18 protein-coding genes are annotated in these 16,251 nt (G+C 64.6%); 7 read left to right on the top strand and 11 right to left on the bottom strand.

Annotated features, from left to right (window positions below; all coding sequences use genetic code 11):
* Positions 1–101: 101 nt before the first annotated feature.
* A complete protein-coding gene (gene gcvA, locus NP503_RS16560; protein ID WP_127269718.1) occupies positions 102–1,037 on the top strand; it encodes a transcriptional regulator GcvA in 936 nt (311 codons plus the stop codon).
* A gap of 99 nt (positions 1,038–1,136) precedes the next feature.
* On the opposite strand, the gene NP503_RS16555 is transcribed toward gcvA, so the two are convergent.
* Genes NP503_RS16555 through tsaD form a run of 6 tightly spaced genes read right to left on the bottom strand, consistent with a single transcriptional unit; the run spans position 1,137 to position 5,153 of the window.
* On the bottom strand, positions 1,137–1,553 hold the full coding sequence (locus tag NP503_RS16555) for a DUF1761 domain-containing protein (RefSeq protein ID WP_127269716.1): 417 nt from the start codon (positions 1,551–1,553) through the stop codon (positions 1,137–1,139).
* 50 nt (positions 1,554–1,603) lie between these two features.
* The gene (locus NP503_RS16550) at positions 1,604–2,302 is read right to left on the bottom strand and encodes a methyltransferase (protein ID WP_206517149.1); all 699 of its coding nucleotides are present in this window, start codon (positions 2,300–2,302) and stop codon (positions 1,604–1,606) included.
* Positions 2,257–2,682: an EVE domain-containing protein gene (locus NP503_RS16545; RefSeq protein WP_023811233.1), complete on the bottom strand. Its 426-nt coding sequence runs from the start codon at positions 2,680–2,682 to the stop codon at positions 2,257–2,259. Before NP503_RS16545 ends, NP503_RS16550 begins: the two co-directional genes overlap by 46 nt.
* Positions 2,683–2,719: 37 nt before the next feature.
* Entirely contained in the window at positions 2,720–3,016 is a 297-nt protein-coding gene (locus tag NP503_RS16540; RefSeq protein WP_127269714.1) for a YciI-like protein, read from the bottom strand.
* A 32-nt stretch (positions 3,017–3,048) separates the two neighbouring features.
* Complete coding sequence (locus tag NP503_RS16535) at positions 3,049–4,071, bottom strand: NAD(P)H-dependent glycerol-3-phosphate dehydrogenase (RefSeq protein ID WP_127270042.1); 1,023 nt, start codon at positions 4,069–4,071, stop codon at positions 3,049–3,051.
* Complete coding sequence (gene tsaD / locus NP503_RS16530; protein WP_206517155.1) at positions 4,068–5,153, bottom strand: tRNA (adenosine(37)-N6)-threonylcarbamoyltransferase complex transferase subunit TsaD; 1,086 nt, start codon at positions 5,151–5,153, stop codon at positions 4,068–4,070. The genes NP503_RS16535 and tsaD overlap by 4 nt, the downstream gene beginning before the upstream one ends.
* A 101-nt stretch (positions 5,154–5,254) precedes the next feature.
* Between tsaD and hemC the strand changes: the two genes are divergently transcribed.
* The 6 genes from hemC to NP503_RS16500 all read left to right on the top strand — a co-directional run bounded on the left by hemC (position 5,255) and on the right by NP503_RS16500 (position 11,384).
* The gene (gene hemC / locus NP503_RS16525) at positions 5,255–6,181 is read left to right on the top strand and encodes a hydroxymethylbilane synthase (protein ID WP_127269866.1); all 927 of its coding nucleotides are present in this window, start codon (positions 5,255–5,257) and stop codon (positions 6,179–6,181) included.
* Between the two features lies 1 nt (position 6,182).
* Complete coding sequence (locus NP503_RS16520; RefSeq protein ID WP_127269868.1) at positions 6,183–6,899, top strand: uroporphyrinogen-III synthase; 717 nt, start codon at positions 6,183–6,185, stop codon at positions 6,897–6,899.
* A gap of 110 nt (positions 6,900–7,009) precedes the next feature.
* Positions 7,010–8,524: a COG4223 family protein gene (locus tag NP503_RS16515; RefSeq protein WP_127270037.1), complete on the top strand. Its 1,515-nt coding sequence runs from the start codon at positions 7,010–7,012 to the stop codon at positions 8,522–8,524.
* A 10-nt stretch (positions 8,525–8,534) separates the two neighbouring features.
* Positions 8,535–10,139, top strand: coding sequence for a heme biosynthesis protein HemY (locus tag NP503_RS16510; protein ID WP_127270035.1), 1,605 nt, complete (start codon positions 8,535–8,537; stop codon positions 10,137–10,139).
* A 36-nt stretch (positions 10,140–10,175) separates the two neighbouring features.
* Positions 10,176–10,655 (top strand): TerB family tellurite resistance protein, encoded by a 480-nt coding sequence (locus NP503_RS16505; protein ID WP_127268697.1) that lies wholly within the window; start codon positions 10,176–10,178, stop codon positions 10,653–10,655.
* A gap of 15 nt (positions 10,656–10,670) precedes the next feature.
* Complete coding sequence (locus NP503_RS16500; RefSeq protein WP_127268698.1) at positions 10,671–11,384, top strand: glutamine amidotransferase; 714 nt, start codon at positions 10,671–10,673, stop codon at positions 11,382–11,384.
* Between the two features lie 78 nt (positions 11,385–11,462).
* Here the strand turns inward: NP503_RS16500 and NP503_RS16495 are convergent, their stop codons facing one another.
* From NP503_RS16495 to NP503_RS16475, 5 genes are all read right to left on the bottom strand, one after another.
* Entirely contained in the window at positions 11,463–11,771 is a 309-nt protein-coding gene (locus NP503_RS16495; RefSeq protein ID WP_127268699.1) for an NIPSNAP family protein, read from the bottom strand.
* A 51-nt stretch (positions 11,772–11,822) separates the two neighbouring features.
* On the bottom strand, positions 11,823–13,061 hold the full coding sequence (locus tag NP503_RS16490; RefSeq protein ID WP_127268700.1) for an MFS transporter: 1,239 nt from the start codon (positions 13,059–13,061) through the stop codon (positions 11,823–11,825).
* 463 nt (positions 13,062–13,524) lie between these two features.
* A complete protein-coding gene (locus NP503_RS16485; protein WP_127270033.1) occupies positions 13,525–14,625 on the bottom strand; it encodes an aminotransferase class I/II-fold pyridoxal phosphate-dependent enzyme in 1,101 nt (366 codons plus the stop codon).
* 223 nt (positions 14,626–14,848) lie between these two features.
* Complete coding sequence (locus NP503_RS16480; protein ID WP_127270031.1) at positions 14,849–15,310, bottom strand: MucR family transcriptional regulator; 462 nt, start codon at positions 15,308–15,310, stop codon at positions 14,849–14,851.
* Between the two features lie 215 nt (positions 15,311–15,525).
* A complete protein-coding gene (locus NP503_RS16475; protein ID WP_127267459.1) occupies positions 15,526–16,245 on the bottom strand; it encodes an ROK family protein in 720 nt (239 codons plus the stop codon).
* Positions 16,246–16,251: the final 6 nt, after the last annotated feature.

The raw sequence follows: 16,251 nt of genomic DNA, 5'->3' as shown, positions 1-16,251 counted from the left end.
TCCGGCTTGATGATGTTTCGATGGATGGATGATGCCAGATTGAAATCTCTGCGAGAAACGAGTAGTTTTCTCTGGATCATCAAGTTTTATTTGAGGATAGGATGGCTCGTCTTCTGCCCGGGACTCGTGCCTTGAGGACACTGGAAGCAGCGGCCCGGCACCTCAATTTCACCCGTGCCGCCGACGAGCTCGGCCTGACGCCGGCCGCCGTCAGCCATCAGATCAAGGAAATCGAGGATCAACTCGGGCTGGTGCTGTTCACACGCACCAGCCGCACGATCCGGCTCACCGAGGCGGGGACGGTGCTGTTCGACGCCTCGGCCGACGCGCTCGACCTGCTTGGCCGGGCCGTTTCGCGGGCGCAAAAGCTGGCGCGCGGCACCGCCCTTTTGAAGGTAACGCTCGACGCGCAGTTCGCGTCAAAATGGCTGATGCGACGCGTCGACGATTTTCGCAAGCATCACCCCGATATCGAATTGCGATTCGACATTGCCTATGAAGTGCGGGATTTCGAACTCGATGACATCGATGTCGGCATCCGTTTCGGCGCCGGCAAATATCCGGGTCTTCGCACCCACCGGCTGTTCGACAACATTCTCATTCCGGTGTGCAGCCCGAGCCTCTTGACGTCCGGTCCGCCGCTGCGTGAGCCGCGCGACCTCTTCAACCACACGCTTGCGCATATTGAATGGTCGCGGCAAGGCGTGACGTGGCCGAACTGGCGGATGTGGATGGCCGCGGCCGGCATCACTGATTTCGACGACAGCCGGACCGTCGTCTTCGGCAACTCCACGGATGCCGTCCAGGCAGCGCTCGACGGCAATGCCGTTGCGCTCGCCGATTTCGCCATGGTGGCGAACGACCTTTCCCAGGGCAGGCTGGTGCAGCCTTTCGAACTCGGCCTGCGGGTGGCGCCCGAGTTCGCCTACTTCCTGGTCTATCCCGAAAATACCGCCGACGATCCACGCATCGTCGCCTTTCGCGAATGGATGCTCGAGGAAGTCGCCAAGACGCGGACCACGGACAAAGGGCAGTAGGACAGTAGGACAGTAGGACAGTAGGGCAGGGCAGTAGGGATAGGCGTCGGTGCCGTCTGCCCCTATTTCCTACTGCCTTACTGCCCTACTCCTTCTTGATCAGGTTGCCGCCGCGCCGAACCAGCCGATCACGGCGCCGATGATCAGCAGCACGCCGAGCCAGTGGCCGCCGTCGATGAGGGTCAGGTCCCAGCCGAAATTCTCGTAGCGGTGATTGACCGAGAGCGTCGTGGCGACGAAACCCAGCCAGAGCACGAAGCCGAAGACAAGTCCGGCGATCCATGTCGGCTCGCCGCCGGTCATCGCGCCGACGACCAGGGCCAATATGGTGGCCATGACCAGTTCGGCGATGAAGCTGATGACGAAGGGCAGCGGCGACTTCTTCATCATCGCCGGATCGAGCTTGGCGGCCTTCAGCCACGCCTTGCTCAGGCCCATGTACCAAGCGGCGCCGAACAGCCACGCGGCGATCGCGGCAGCGACCACCGCCAGCCAGTTCACTGCTGAAAAATCCATGAGCTCCCCCTCTGATCTGTATGTGATGGAACGCCTGTTCGGCGATCGCGTCAAGCGAACCGCCAGACCGTCGTGCGCTTGACCAGCGCATCCTCCAGCGCCCGCGTGACGGCCACTTCATACACAGAAAGCGGCTCCAGCCCTGCCTTCGGCAGATACGACCGTCCGGGATCGCCGACGAGGATCTCGGCGCCGCGCGCCTTCAGCGTTGCGAACCATGGCATCAGCCGGTCCGCGAAAGATTTGTCGTAGAAAACATCACCGGCCAGGACCACGTCCCAACCTGCATCGGTGCCGATGCAATCCGTGCCGAGGAATTCGGTCCCGACACCGTTGATCTCGCTGTTGAGCCGGATCGCGGTGGCACAGAACGGATCGATGTCGGTTGCGATCACCTTGGCGGCACCTGCCTTGGCGGCAGCGATGGCGACAAGGCCGGAGCCGGAAGCGAAGTCGAGCACACGCTTGCCCCGCGCCGTGCCGGGATTGTCCAGGACATAGCGGGCAAGGCCCTGGCCGCCGGCCCAGGCAAAGGCCCAGAAAGGCGGTGGCAGGCCGATCTCGACCAGCTCATCCTCGGTCCGCTGCCACAAATCATGCGCTTCGTCGGCAAGATGAAGCAGGATCTCCGGGACGTGCGGCGGCGCCATCAGCGCCGTGTTGTCGAGAATGAATTGCCTCGCGCTGTTGGGCGTCAGCGCCGTCACGGAGCCGGCGTCAAGCCGCCCATGCGGCAGACTTCCTTCCATTCGGCCGGCGTCACCGGCTGCACGGAAAGCCGGCCGAGCCGCACCAGCGCCATGTCGGCAAGCTTCGGATTGGCCTTGACCTGCTCCAGCGTCGGCGGGTTCGGCACATCCCTTACGGCGCGGATGTCGACGCATTCCCAGCGCGGATCGTCCGAGGTGGTGTCGGGATGGGCAAGCGCGCAGACTTCAGCGATGCCGACGACGTTCAGCCCCTCGTTGGAATGGTAGAAGAAGCCGAGATCGCCGATCTGCATCGCCTTCATGTTGTTGCGCGCGGCGTAGTTGCGCACGCCGTCCCATTGCGTGCCGGCCTTGCCCTTGGCCTTCAGCATCTCGAAGGAGAACTTGAATGGCTCGGATTTGAACAGCCAGTAGTTCATGTCTTTCTCCTCCTAGGCGTCGCGCGGGCGACCGGGATTAACTAGCCGCCGGCTTGTTGAACGTCCAGTTCCACGGGCGGATTTCGACGCTTTCGAACAGCCCGGCCTTGGCGTAGGGGTCGGCCGCCGAAAGAGCCTGGGCGCCAGCCAGGTCGGACGCTTCGACGACCACGAGGCTGCCATTGGGCTTGCCCTCGGCATCAAGGAACGGACCGGCGAAGGCCAGCTTCTTGTCGCCGTTCAACCCTTCGAGAAAGGCGATATGCTCGGGCCGCGTGTCGAGGCGCACCTGCAGGCTTCCGGGCTTGTCCTTGCAAATCACAGCAAACAGCATCTTTTTCTCCTGATCGTTCAAAGTCGTGGGGATCAATCGTTGGTTTCGGTCTTCAGCGGCCGGGTCATCAAGGCCGTCACAGCCTGCCGGACGGTGATGGCACCGTCCAGTATGGCGGCGACGGCGGCAATGATCGGCGCGTCGATGTTGCGCTCGGTGGCGATGCGGGCAGCGATCGCCGCCGTCGGCACGCCTTCGGCGAGCGGCAATCCGGCAAGCGGCTTGCCTTGGCCGAGCGCCAGGCCATAGGCGAAATTGCGCGACTGGGTGGACGAGCAGGTCAGCAGCAGGTCGCCAAGGCCGGACAGCCCCATCAGCGTTTCGGGCCTGGCGCCGAAGGCAGCGCCGATGCGGCGCAGCTCGACAAAGCCGCGCGTCACCATGGCGGCCTGGGCGCTGGCACCGAGACCCGCGCCAGTGACGGCACCTGCGGCAATGGCAAAGACGTTCTTCAAGGCGCCGCCGATCTCGACGCCGATCAGGTCGTCGTTCGAATAGCAGCGCAGGTTTTCGGCGGAAAAGCGGGCGGCGAGATCGGCGGCCAATGCCTCGTCGCGGGCAGCGACCACAACGGCCGTCGGCAGGCCGCGGGCGACGTCGGTGGCGAAGCTCGGACCCGACAGAGCGGCAACCGGATTGAGCGGCAGGATTTCTTCGACGATCGCCGACAGCAAGGCGCCGGTCTCGCTTTCGATGCCCTTGGCACACAGAACCAGCGGGACACCGGCCGGCATATGGTCCTTCGCTGCCGCCAGCGTAGTCCGCAGCGACTGGGCCGGCGTCACCGCCAGCACGCAGTCGGCACCGTCGAGCGCGGCCTGGATGTTGCTCGTCGCCACGATGCCGGGCTGGAGCGTAATGCCAGGCAGATAGCGTGGATTTTCGCCGCGGTCGATAGCGGCTACGGTGTCCGGGTCGCGCGCGTAAAGGCGGACGAAATGGCCGGCGCGCAGCATGGCCAAGGCCAAGGCAGTGCCCCAGGCCCCGCCGCCGAGCACGGCAACGCGCCAGCCGGTCGGCGCGGTGTCGTTGCCGCCCATTGCCCGCTCGTTCATGCCTTGGCTCCGCGCCGGCCGGAGCCGACCATCGGCGCCGAGATGCTATCCAGCGGCCAGCGCGAGCGCGGCACGAAATCGAAGCCGTTCTCATGCGCCATGCCGGCGCGCAGCCGCTCGACACCGGCCCAGGCGATCATCGCCGCATTGTCGGTGCAGAGCTTCAGCGGTGGTGCAATGAAGGTGAAGCCGGTCTCGGCACAGAGCCGCTCCAGCATGATCTTGATCGTGCGGTTGGCGGCGACACCACCGGCAACGACGAGGGCCGGGTTTTTCGTGCCGGGAAATGTCTCGCGAAAGCGCGTCAGCGCGCGGGAGACGCGGTCGGCCAGCGCATCGGCCACCGCTGCCTGGAACGAAGCGCAGATGTCGGCGACGTCCTGGTCGCTCAGCGGCGCAATGGCGCTCGCCGCCTGGCGCACGGCGGTCTTGAGGCCGGAGAAGGAGAAGTCGGGCTGCGCCGAGCCCTTCATCGGGCGCGGAAAGGCAAAGCGCGAGGCACTGCCGGCCTGTGCCGTCTTCTCGACATTCGGCCCGCCGGGATAGGGCAGGCCAAGCATCTTGGCCGTCTTGTCGAAGGCTTCGCCGAGCGCGTCGTCGATGGTCGTTGCCCAGCGCTGATAGTCGCCGACGCCGCGCACGGCGACGATTTGCGTATGGCCGCCGGAGACCAGCAGCAAGAGATAGGGAAAGTCGAGCCCGTCGGTCAGCCTTGCGGTCAGGGCATGGCCTTCGAGGTGGTTGATGGCGATCAGCGGCTTGTTCGCCGCAGCGGCAATCGCCTTGGCCGTCATCAGCCCGACGATCAGCCCGCCGACAAGGCCGGGGCCGGCGGTGGCGGCAATCGCGTCGATATCGGCGAGTGCCGTGCCCGAATCGGCAAGCGCCGCTTCGATGATGCCGTCCAGCGCCTCGACATGGGCGCGCGCGGCGATTTCCGGCACGACGCCGCCGAAAGCGGCATGCTCCTCGATCTGGCTGAGCACGATGTTGGACAGGATTTTTGGCGCGGCGTCGCTGTCGATGGCCACCACGCTGGCGGCGGTCTCGTCACAACTCGTCTCTATGCCCAGCACGCGGATCAATTCGTCGCTGTCCCTAAAGATTGTATCATGGGGCTTTCCCCGTTAGGAGAACCCCGGAAAAGCCTCGCTTGCCGGGGGGTTATCACGGACTGCGCGCCATGCAAACAATCTTGAGAATCGGAACACGCGGCAGCCCGCTGGCGCTGGCACAGGCGCATGAGGCGCAGGCGCGGCTGATGGCCGCGCATGGCATGCCGGCGGAGGCGTTCGAGGTGGTCGTCATCTCGACCAGCGGCGACCGCATCCAGGACCGGCCGCTGTCGGAAGCCGGCGGCAAGGGCCTGTTCACCAAGGAGATCGAGGAGGCGCTGCTGGCGGGCCGGATCGACATCGCCGTGCATTCGTCGAAGGACATGCCGACGCAACTGCCCGACGGTCTCGAACTCTCGGCCTTCCTGCCGCGCGAGGATGCACGCGACGCCTTTGTCGGCAAGGCGGCGAAGACGATCGCCGAACTGCCGCGGGGGGCGAAAGTCGGCTCGTCGTCGCTGCGGCGGCAAGCGCTGATCCGCCGGATGCGGCCGGATCTCGACGTGGTGATGTTCCGCGGCAATGTGCAGACGCGGCTGCGCAAGCTCGAAGAAGGCGTCGCCGCCGGCACGATCCTGGCCTATGCCGGGCTGAAGCGGCTTGGGCTCGAGCAGGTCGTCACCGATCTGATACCGCTCGATGTCTTCCCGCCGGCGCCGGGGCAAGGCGCGATCGGCATCGAAACCCGTATCGGCGACCGCGATGTCGAAAAAATGCTGGCAGCCGTCCATGATGTGCCGACCGGCCAGGCGCTGGCCTGCGAGCGTGCCTTCCTGGCGGCGCTCGATGGCTCCTGCCGCACGCCGATCGCCGGCTATGCGGCGATCGAGGCCGGAAAACTGTCTTTTGCCGGGCTGATCATCTCGCCCGACGGCACGCAGTCGCACACGGTCGAGCTGCAGGGGCCGGCGCAAGACGCCGCCCGCATCGGCGGTGAAGCGGCCCGGAGCGTGCGCGCCAAGGCCGGCGAAAAGTTCTTCGACGGCTGGCTCTGAAATGCTTCGCGTCCTGGTGACCAGGCCGGAACCAGGTGCTTCGCGCACGGCGCATCGGCTTGAGGAGGCAGGTTTTCAGCCGGTTCTTTTGCCCCTGACCGAAACAAAGGCGTTGCCCGTCGCCGCCGGACTGATCCCGGACAATGCCGTCGCAGTGGCCGTCACCAGCGCCAATGCCATGCGTCATGCGCCGGAAGAAATCATCGCGACGCTCGCCGCCTTGCCTTGTCATGCGGTCGGCAAAAGGACGGCGCAAGCGGCGCGTCGAGCGGGGTTTTTGTCGGTCAGTGAAGGCCCGGGCGATGCGGAGGCGCTGGCCGACAGTCTCGCCGTCGATTTTTCTGGAAAGACGATTGTCTACCTCTGCGGACGCGTGCGTTTTCCGGCGTTCGAACAGAGGCTCGGGACGGCGGGCGTTCGGGTCCACGCCGTCGAGACTTATGACACGCTGACAATGGGGTATTCGGACGAAGTCATCCTCGAACGCCTGTCGGGGCAACCTGCCGACGCGGTGTTGCTCTATTCAGCCAAGGCGGCGGCGGCGATGCAGACCTTGGCAAGACGGCCCGCTCTGCGCGGTCTCTTCGAAAAAACGTGGGTTTTTGCGCTTTCCACGCGCATCGCCGCAGCCTTCGACGATGTCGCCAGCGAAAGGATCCGCATTGCCGCGCAGCCCGACGAGGAGGCACTGCTGGCGCTTTTGCAGGCGCCGCGCTGAGCCGCGTCATCACACCGCCCCTTTTCACCGCTTGGTGATGTGCTAGACCCTTTCTGAACCATCATGCGCCGCCAGGCGTTGAGACGAAGCGAATTGTGCGGAGCCCAGGCATGGTCAAGACGCCGAAGATGCGACACTCGAAAAGCCGCCGCGAGCCGGTGACCATCGATCTCGAGCCGGGCGCCGTCTCACGCATCGCCGACGAGGACGCCGCCACGCAGGAGGCCCGGACAGACGAGGCGAAGGCCGAGGAAGCAGCGAACGCTTCGCAACCCGAGGTTCCCGAAGAGCCGGTTCACGCCGACCAGACCGATCTCGAGCCCTGGGAGCATACCGACGCCCGGGCCGAACCGGAGCAGCCGTCGGCAGCGGCGACAAAGCCCGCTAGCGAGGCCGAGATCCCCTATCCCGGATCGTCCGACGAGCCCGGATCGTCCGACGAGCCCGGATCGTCCGATGCGCCGGCCGGCAAGACCAAAGCCTACGACTACAGTTTCGAGGACGCATCGGCGAAGCGCACGCAGACCGACGGCAACAAGGCGAAACCCGAGACACGGGACGAGAAAATGGCGCCACCCCTTGAAAAGCGCGGCGGCCTCAACGGCGTCGCCGCCGGCATCATCGGCGGCGTCATCGCGCTGGTCGGCGCCGGCGGGCTGCAATTTGCCGGCCTGCTTGGCGCGCCGGGTTCCGGTGCCGGCGTCTCGCTCGATGGCGTCAACGGCGACATCGCCTCGCTGAAGACCGAAATCGCCGGTTTGAAGGACGCCGGCGGCAACGGCGATGGAGCGGCGAAGATGGTCGGCCTGTCCTCGGGCCTTGAACAGGTCAAGGCCGATGTGGCGGCGCTGAAATCGGCTGTCGAGAAAGGTGGAGCAGGCGACGCGGCCGGGGTCGCCGCACTGGGCGACAAGGTTGCGCAGATCGAGACGGCGGTCGCCGCCCTCGGCAAGGCCGGCAGCTCGGCGCCGGTCGATCTCGGTCCGCTCAACGAGAAACTGGCTGGCCTCGACGCGCTGGTGAAGTCGGCCGGCGAGGCTACGACGGCGCAGGAGGGCCGGCTGACAGCGCTGGAGCAGTCTGTGTCGCAGCTGTCCGGCAAGGTCGAGGCGGCGGCGGGGCAGCCGAAGGTTGCGCTTGCCATCGCGGCGTCGGCCTTGAAAGCGGCGCTCGAGCGTGGCGGGCCGTTTTCGGCCGAACTCGAAACCCTCGCGGCGATTTCGCCCGATGCGCCGCAGCTTGCGGCACTGCGCCCCTATGCTGAAAAGGGCGTTCCGACCCGCGCCGAGATCGCATCGCAGGCTGATGCCGCCGCCAATGCCATGGTCACTGCCGCGACGCCCGTCGATGAGAATGCCGGCTTCCTGCAGAATCTGATGTCGAGCGCCGAATCGCTGGTCAAGGTCAGGCCGATCGGCGCCGTCGAAGGCGCCGGCGCACCGGAAACCGTCGCGCGCATGGAGGCGGCGGTCAACCAGGGCGACTACGCGAAGGCACTCAGCGAGTATGAAACGCTGCCCGAGGCCGCCAAGGCCGCTGGCGCGGACTTTGTCGGCAAGCTGAAGGCACGCATCGAGGTCGAAACCCAGGTCGATGCGCTGATCTCGGGCGCGATGAAGGCATGAGGGCAACACAATGATCCGCCTGCTCGCCTTCCTCATCGTCGTTTTCGCGCTCGGGCTGGGCTTTGCCTGGCTGGCCGACCGGCCGGGCGACATGGTCGTCACTTTTAACGGCTATCAATACCAGGTCAGCCTGATGGTGGCGGCGGTGGCCGTCGTTGCCGTGGTCGCCGCGGTGATGATCCTGTGGTGGCTGCTCAAGTCGCTGTGGAACAGCCCCTACACCATCTCGCGCTATTTCCGTGTCCGCCGCCGCGATCGTGGCTATCAGGCGCTGTCGACCGGCATGATTGCCGCCGGCGCCGGTGATGGCGCGCTGGCCCGCAAGAAGACCAAGGAAGCCGCCAAGCTGATCCGTTCCGACCAGGAGCCGCTGATCCACCTGCTGGAAGCGCAGGCGTCGCTGCTCGAAGGCGATCATGAAGGCGCGCGACAGAAATTCGAGAGCATGCTCGACGATCCCGAAATGCGGCTGCTAGGCTTGCGCGGGCTTTATCTGGAAGCCGAACGGCTTGGCGACCGCAACGCCGCCAGGCATTATGCCGGCCGTGCCGCGGTGATGGCGCCGCAGCTGGCCTGGGCAGCGGAATCGACGCTGGAAGAGCTGACCGCGCGCGGCGACTGGGACGGCGCCCTGAAACTGGTCGACGCGCAGAAATCGACACGGCAGATCGAACGCGATGCCGCCAACCGCCGCCGCGCCGTGCTGCTGACCGCCAAGGCGCAGGCGCTTGCCGACAGCGATCCCGCCGCCGCCAGGACTGCGGCGATCGAGGCCAACAAGCTGCGGCCGGACTTCGCGCCCGCCGCCGTTGCCGCGGCTGCCGCATTGTTCAAGCAGAACGATGTGCGCAAGGGCTCGAAGATACTCGAGGCAGCCTGGAAGGCCGAGCCGCATCCGGAAATCGCCGAGCTTTATACCCATGCAAGGCCGGGCGACGCGGTGCTCGACCGCCTCAACCGGGCGAAGAAGCTGCAGGAAATGAAGAAGAACCACGCCGAATCGTCGATGACGGTGGCGCGCGCCGCGCTCGACGCACAGGACTTCTCGACCGCCCGCCGCGAGGCCGAGGCGGCGATCCGGATGGACCGCCGCGAGGGCGCCTATCTGCTGCTCGCCGACATCGAGGAGGCCGAGACCGGCGATCAGGGCAAGGTGCGGCAGCTGCTGTCCAGGGCGGTGCGGGCGCCGCGCGATCCGGCCTGGGTCGCAGACGGCGTGGTATCGGAACGCTGGGCGCCGGTGTCGCCGATCACCGGCCGGCTCGACGCCTTCGAGTGGCGTGCGCCGATGGAGCGTCTCGGCCAGTTGATCGACAGCCATGACGACATGCCAGCCGGTGCGGCGCCGGTCATCGAAGCATTGGCAAAGCCCACGAGCGAAAAAGGGCCGATCGAGGTGATCGATGACGCCGGTGGCGAGACGTCGGCGGGCAAGCAAGCTGAAAGTCGCGAAGAAGATCATGTCAGGCCGATCACGGCAGCGGCCTTCGCCGCGGTGCCGGGCGATGCCGAGGGCGTCGATCCGGCCGAGGAGCTTGCGCGGTTGCCGGACGATCCCGGCGTCGATCCGGACGAGGAAGCGGAGAAATCGCCGCGCCGGTTTCGGTTGTTTTGAGTTGGGCAGGCCGTCAGGCCGTTGGGGTATGGATCTATGTTTGAACGCGTTCTGTCGTTTCTCAGGGATTTGCCGGCCGGCGCCGGCACTCGTGCCAGCACGGACGATCCGCGCATCGCCGCCTCGGCGCTGCTCTACCATGTGATGAATGCCGATGGCGTGCGCCAGGATGTCGAGTGGGAACGGTTCAAGGCGGTGCTGGCGGAGAGCTATTCGATCAGCGGCACGGAACTTGAGGCGCTTGCCGCCGCCGGCGAGCGGGCCGACAATGAGGCGATCGATCTCTATGCCTTCACCAGTGTCCTGAAGCGCCATCTCGATGCCGATGCGCGCAAGGCCTTCATCGGCCTGATGTGGGAAATCGTCTATGCCGACGGCGAGTTGCACGAGCTCGAGGACAACACCGTCTGGCGCGTCGCCGAGCTGATCGGCGTCGAACGCCATGATCGCGTCGAGGCGCGCCGCAAGGCAGCGGCGCACGCGCCCGGCGCCACCGGAACATCGAGCGACGAATAGGATTTTCGCCTTCCCATGCCGCGCCAAACGAGTTCGAAGCCAAAGATACTGATCGTGCTGCATCAGGAGAGTTCGAGCCCAGGGCGTGTCGGCCACATGTTGCTGGAAGAAGGGTTCGACCTCGATATCCGCCGGCCGCCGCTTGGCGACGCCTTGCCCGAAACACTGGACGGCCACGCCGGCACGGTGGTGTTCGGCGGTCCGATGAGCGCCAATGACGAGGACGAGTTCGTTCGCCGCGAGACCAACTGGCTGGAAATACCGCTGAGGGAGAACCGGCCATGTCTCGGCATCTGTCTCGGCGCACAGATGCTGGTCAACTATCTCGGCGGCAAGGTCGAAGGACACGGCGAAGGGCTGGTCGAGGTTGGCTGGTATCCCCTGAAAGCGACCGAAGCCGGCAAGCAACTGATGCACTGGCCGGAGATGGTCTATCAGTTCCACCGCGAGGGTTTCTCGCTGCCCAGGGACGCGACGCTGCTGGCGACGGCCGAGACCTATCCCAACCAGGCCTTCCGCTACGGCGACAATGCCTGGGGCATCCAGTTCCATGGCGAACTGACCAGGGTGATGATGCAGCGCTGGGTGGTGCGCGGCGCGCATCGCTTCGAATTGCCCGGTGCCCAGCCCGGCCGCGATCATCTCGGCGGCCGGCTGATCTGGGACATGCATCTCAAGCGCTGGCTGGACGAGTTCCTGCGGATGATTTTCGGCAAGCCGAGCAGATAGCTAATGCATGTCGCCCAAAAGCGACCTCGGTTTTGGGAAAACGACATGCATAAAACAAGACTTAAAGCGCGACGCGCTTTAAGGTTCGAGCACCGGCCGCAGGAAGCTGCGCTCGTAGCTGAGAATGCTGCGATTGCGTTTTTCCATTTCAAACACTTCCTGGCATTCCGGGTCGGCAGCCATACGCTTGCGATAGACCTCGTAGTCGGCAAGGCTCGGAAAGCTGAACATGGCAAAAGCGATATTGCTCGCCCCCTCGCTCGGAAGGAAATAGCCGTGATGGTTTCCGCCGAGGCGGTTGACCAGAGCTATCCAGCGACGGCCATAAACTTCGAACTCGGCAAGCTTGTAGGGGTCGATGACATATTTCAGGTAGCAAGTGATCATGAGAGCTCCTGTGGCATGGGCGAGGCATGTCGGCTGTCAAACGTAGGAAGATCAGTTGCGTCCGTCGAGATGGCGCACCTTGCGCAGTTGCGGGAACAGCACCATCCACAGGCCCGCTACGGCGATGGCGCCGATGCCGCCGATCACCACGGCCGGCACCGTGCCGATCAGCGCGGCCATCGTGCCGGCGCGGAATTCGCCGACCTCGTTGGAGGCGCCGACAAAGACCTGGTTGACGGCGTTGACGCGGCCGCGCACATGGTCGGGCGTCCACAGCTGAATTAGCGTTTCCCTGATGTAGACGCTGAACATATCGGTGGCGCCAAGGAAGACCAGCGCCACGATCGACAGCCAGGTGATGGTGGAAAGGCCGAACAGCACGGTGAAGGCGCCGAACGAGGCGGCGGCGACCAGCATGATCATGCCCGCGTGGTTGCGAAGCGGATGCCCGGCCAGCCAGATGGCGACGCAAATGGCGCCGATGCTGGGCGCCGAGCGCAGCAGGCCGAGGCCCCAGGGGCCGAGCTGGAGGATGTCGCGCGCATAGACCGGCAGCAGCGCCGAGGCGCCGGACAGGAGCACGGCGAACAGATCGAGCGAGATGGCGCCGAGCACGATCTTCTCGCTCCAGATGTAGCTGAACCCGCCGAGCAGGTGCTGCATCGTCGGCTTTTCCGACTCGGTCCGCTGCGACGGCTTCGGAATGGTGAAGATCAGCAGCCCGGACACGAGCATCAGGACGGCGGCGGTTCCGTAGGCCGCTTCCGGCGACACGCCGTAGAGCAGGCCGCCGGCGACCGGGCCGACGATGGTCGCCGTCTGCCAGGCCGATGAATTCCAGGCGATGGCGTTGGCGAAATCCTGAGGCGGCACCAGATTGGCGAACAGCGAGGCGGAGGCCGGACCGAAAAAGGCGCGGGCGACGCCGAACATGGCAAGCACGCAGAAGATCGGCAGCGGCCCGCTGATGCCGCGCAGCGTCAGGAACAGCAGCGCCAGCGCGCACATCGCCTCCACCACGACCGCCAGCGCCATGATCAGGCGGCGGCCGAAGCGATCAGCGACGACGCCGGTGACCAGCACCAGAAGCAGCGACGGCAGGAACTGGACGATGCCGACAAGGCCGAGATCGAGCGGGTCGCGGGTCAAATCGTACATCTGCCAGCCGACCGCGACGGACACGATCATGGTGGCGAATGTGGTGAGGAAACGCGCCGCCCAATAGCTCAGGAAGGAGCGGTGGCGGAACGCGGCATAGCGCTGGTCCGGCGATATCTGTTCTGCTGTCATGATTTAAGAGGCCCCGTTCGAATGGCATCAGCTGGCGGGGCACTTCCACGATGGGCGCTGGTCCGGCTGGCGGAACTTTTAGCTCAGTTCGCAGCGGATATGCGTCAAAATCAGTGCTGGATCAAGGAATTTTCAGCCTAAAGCGCGTCGCGACTTTTGAGCGAGATGCATTAGCGCTACTGCGTCATGAGTTTCTGGCCGAACGGAGCAATCGTTGACGTTGGCGCTGCCCCTCACTGTCCTGCCGGACATCCTATAGTGACGGGGAGAGAGGGGCGGGCGGCGACGCCGGCATTTCTCCCGCAACGCTGGAGATTGGCGAAATCGCCGATGACAGCACCCCTCTCCCCGTCACTATACGGGGAGAGGATGCCGGCAGGCAGGTGAGGGGCGGCGCAGACGCTGGCCACTATGAACGGTCGCTGTGACGCAGTAGCATCAACCGGTCGCTGGCACGGGAAACTTACTGCCGCAGCGCGGCGGAGATGGCATCAAGGCCGCCGCGCAATTCGGCTTCCGTCGGCCAGCCAAAGCCGACGCGGAAGAAGCATTTTTCCATCTCGAACCAGTGGCCGGGTCCGACATAGGTGCCGTGGTTTTCCAGCAGGTTCACATAGAACCGGTCGAGGTCGAAGCCGGGTTCGACATTGAGGCGCGGGAAGCCGACCACGCCGCCTTCGGGCCGCACCCAGTCGACCAGCGGTTCGCGATCGATCCAGGCCTGGACGATGTCGCGGCGCCCCGCCATTTCGGGCAGCAGCGTCGCCAGGAAAGCGTCCCGGCGTTCGAGCATGCCGCGGGCAATGCCTTCGTCGATAACGCTGCCGCAGATGCCGATCTGCTCCTTGGCGGCGAGGAATTTCTCCTGAAGCTCAGCGTCCCTGGTGATCAGCCAGCCGATGCGGATGCCGGGAATGCCGAAGGCCTTGGACAATGACGAGACGCTGATCGCCTTCGGGCTGAGTGAGGCAGCCGTCGGCAGCCGCCGGCCGTAGGAAAGGTCGCGATAGGTCTCGTCGACCAGCAGACGGCAGTTGCTGCTTTCGGCAAGCGCAACCAGCGCATCGAGCTCGGTTCGGCTCATCATCGTGCCGGTCGGGTTGTGCGGGCAGGTGACGCTGATCAGCTTCGTGTCCGGCCGCAGCGCCGCCTTGACGCGTTCGACATCAATGGCGAAGCCTTCCTCGAAGGCCAGGTCGACAAAGCTGATGGCGCAGCCGATCGCCCTTGGGGTTTCGATGTTGGTGGCGTAGTTGGGCCTGATGACGACGAGATGGTCATTGGCCGACAAGAGCGAGGTCGAGATGATGAACAGCGCGCCCGCGGCACCGGCAGTGACCAGGACATCATCCGGCGAAATGCCGGCATCCTGCGCCGAGATCAGTGCACGCAACTGCTTGTCGCCGCGATGCTCGCCATAGAAAAGCGTGAGATCAGGCAGCGACAGGCCGATGTCGGAGAGCTTCTGGTCGGCGATCGAACTTTCCGAAAGATTGTAGCGGATACGGTCATAGCCGTATTCTTCCGGCGCTTCTTTCTCGATCACCATCCTGGTGTAGTTCATGGCTCGCTCCCCTAGAGCAGTTCACCGTTTCACGGAAACGGCGACCCGCTCTAACTCCTTGTTTTTAGGCAATTCCGGACGGAAAACCGTTTCACAATTTTCCTGGAATTGCTCTAGCAACCCGTCCACCTATCCAAGCCATAAAAACATGAAGCCTGCCAAGGCGAATTCGCCGGCAGGCTTCTGTTCCAGTCGTCCTAACTGTTGGCTCAGGACTGAATGTTCAGGCCGAGGCCTTGGCCTTCCTGCCCTTGGCGGGTGCCTTCACGGGGGCAGCCTTGCGGCCGAGGCCGATGGATTTCGCCAGCAGCGAACGCGAGGCCGCGTAGTTGGGAGCGACCATCGGATAGTCCGACGGCAAGCCCCATTTGGCGCGATAGGCGTCCGGTGTCAGGCCGAAATGCACGCCCAGGTGACGCTTCAGCGATTTGAACTTCTTGCCGTCTTCGAGGCAGATGATGAAATCGGGTGTCACCGACTTCTTGGGGTTGACCGCCGGGACCAAGGGGGCAGCCACCGGGACCGCAGGCTTGCCGAGCGCGTTTATCGAGGCGCTGACGCTGGCGATGAGGTCGGCCAGGCCGGAGGCGGGCAAGCGGTTCTTCTCGACGTAAGCGGACACGATGTGAGCGGTCAGCTCGAGCAGATCGATGTCTTTACGGGCACTGTTGCTATCGTCGGTCACTCTATTTCTCCGTCTACAGCGAATGACCTGAAAATCGGATTCGACTTCCGGAAAGGATCATGCGCGAAATCAAAATGCTATGGCGTCCTTCGTGCGTCCACGGGACGAATGGCGTTGGTGTAGCGCGGAATTCCTAGTCGGCAAATCTGCGTATTGCAACGACTTGATGTCAGGTCACACGTTATTTTGAACAACTATATTAAACAATAACAGTATCAGACTATCAGCGCTTTGTCGCGCCACAAACGAAACCCGCCTTCGAAGGCGCGTGTGTTGTCGCCGCGCCTGGAGTCGGCGGGCAATTCATCGAGCTTGTCGACGTTGCCGCCGCCAATCACGACATAGTCCGGCTGCATGGCGGCACGGAGCCGGTCGACGACGTCGAAGACGTATTTGCGCCATTTCTTCTTGCCGCGCTTTTCCAGGCCGCGTTCGCCGACATAATCCTCGAAACTCCTGCCCTTCTTGTAGGGCAAATGCGCGAGTTCCATCGGTTGGGCGACGTTGTCGGCGATCATCGCCGCACCGAGACCGGTGCCGAGCCCGAGGAACAGCATGCGCCCGCCCTCGTAGCTGCCGATGGCTTGCATCAGCGCATCATTGACCACTTTCACCGGTTTGCCGAACGCGCCCGCAAAGTCGAATCCAGCCCAGCCCTTGCCGAGATTGGCGGGGTCGGCGAGCGGCCTGTTGTGATTGACCGGGCCGGGATAGCCCATCGAGACGACGTCGTAGGACAGGCCTTCGGCGAGCTTGTTGACCACGTCGATCATCTGCTGCGGCGTCAGGCCCGGCCCCGAATCGGCGCGGCGCTCCTCGCCGCCGGCGCTGGTGAGGATCTTGACGTGCGAGCCGCCGATGCCGATCGTGAGCACGATCTTTTCAGTGTCCGGCTTCTCGGTGCCCGATGCAGGTTGCTTCACCGCCTTGGCCATCGTGTG

The sequence above is a fragment of the Mesorhizobium sp. SEMIA396 genome (assembly GCF_024518615.1).
Lineage (GTDB): Bacteria > Pseudomonadota > Alphaproteobacteria > Rhizobiales > Rhizobiaceae > Mesorhizobium.
Note: the sequence above shows the minus strand (reverse complement) of the source record. Positions and strands in the feature narration are given on the sequence as shown.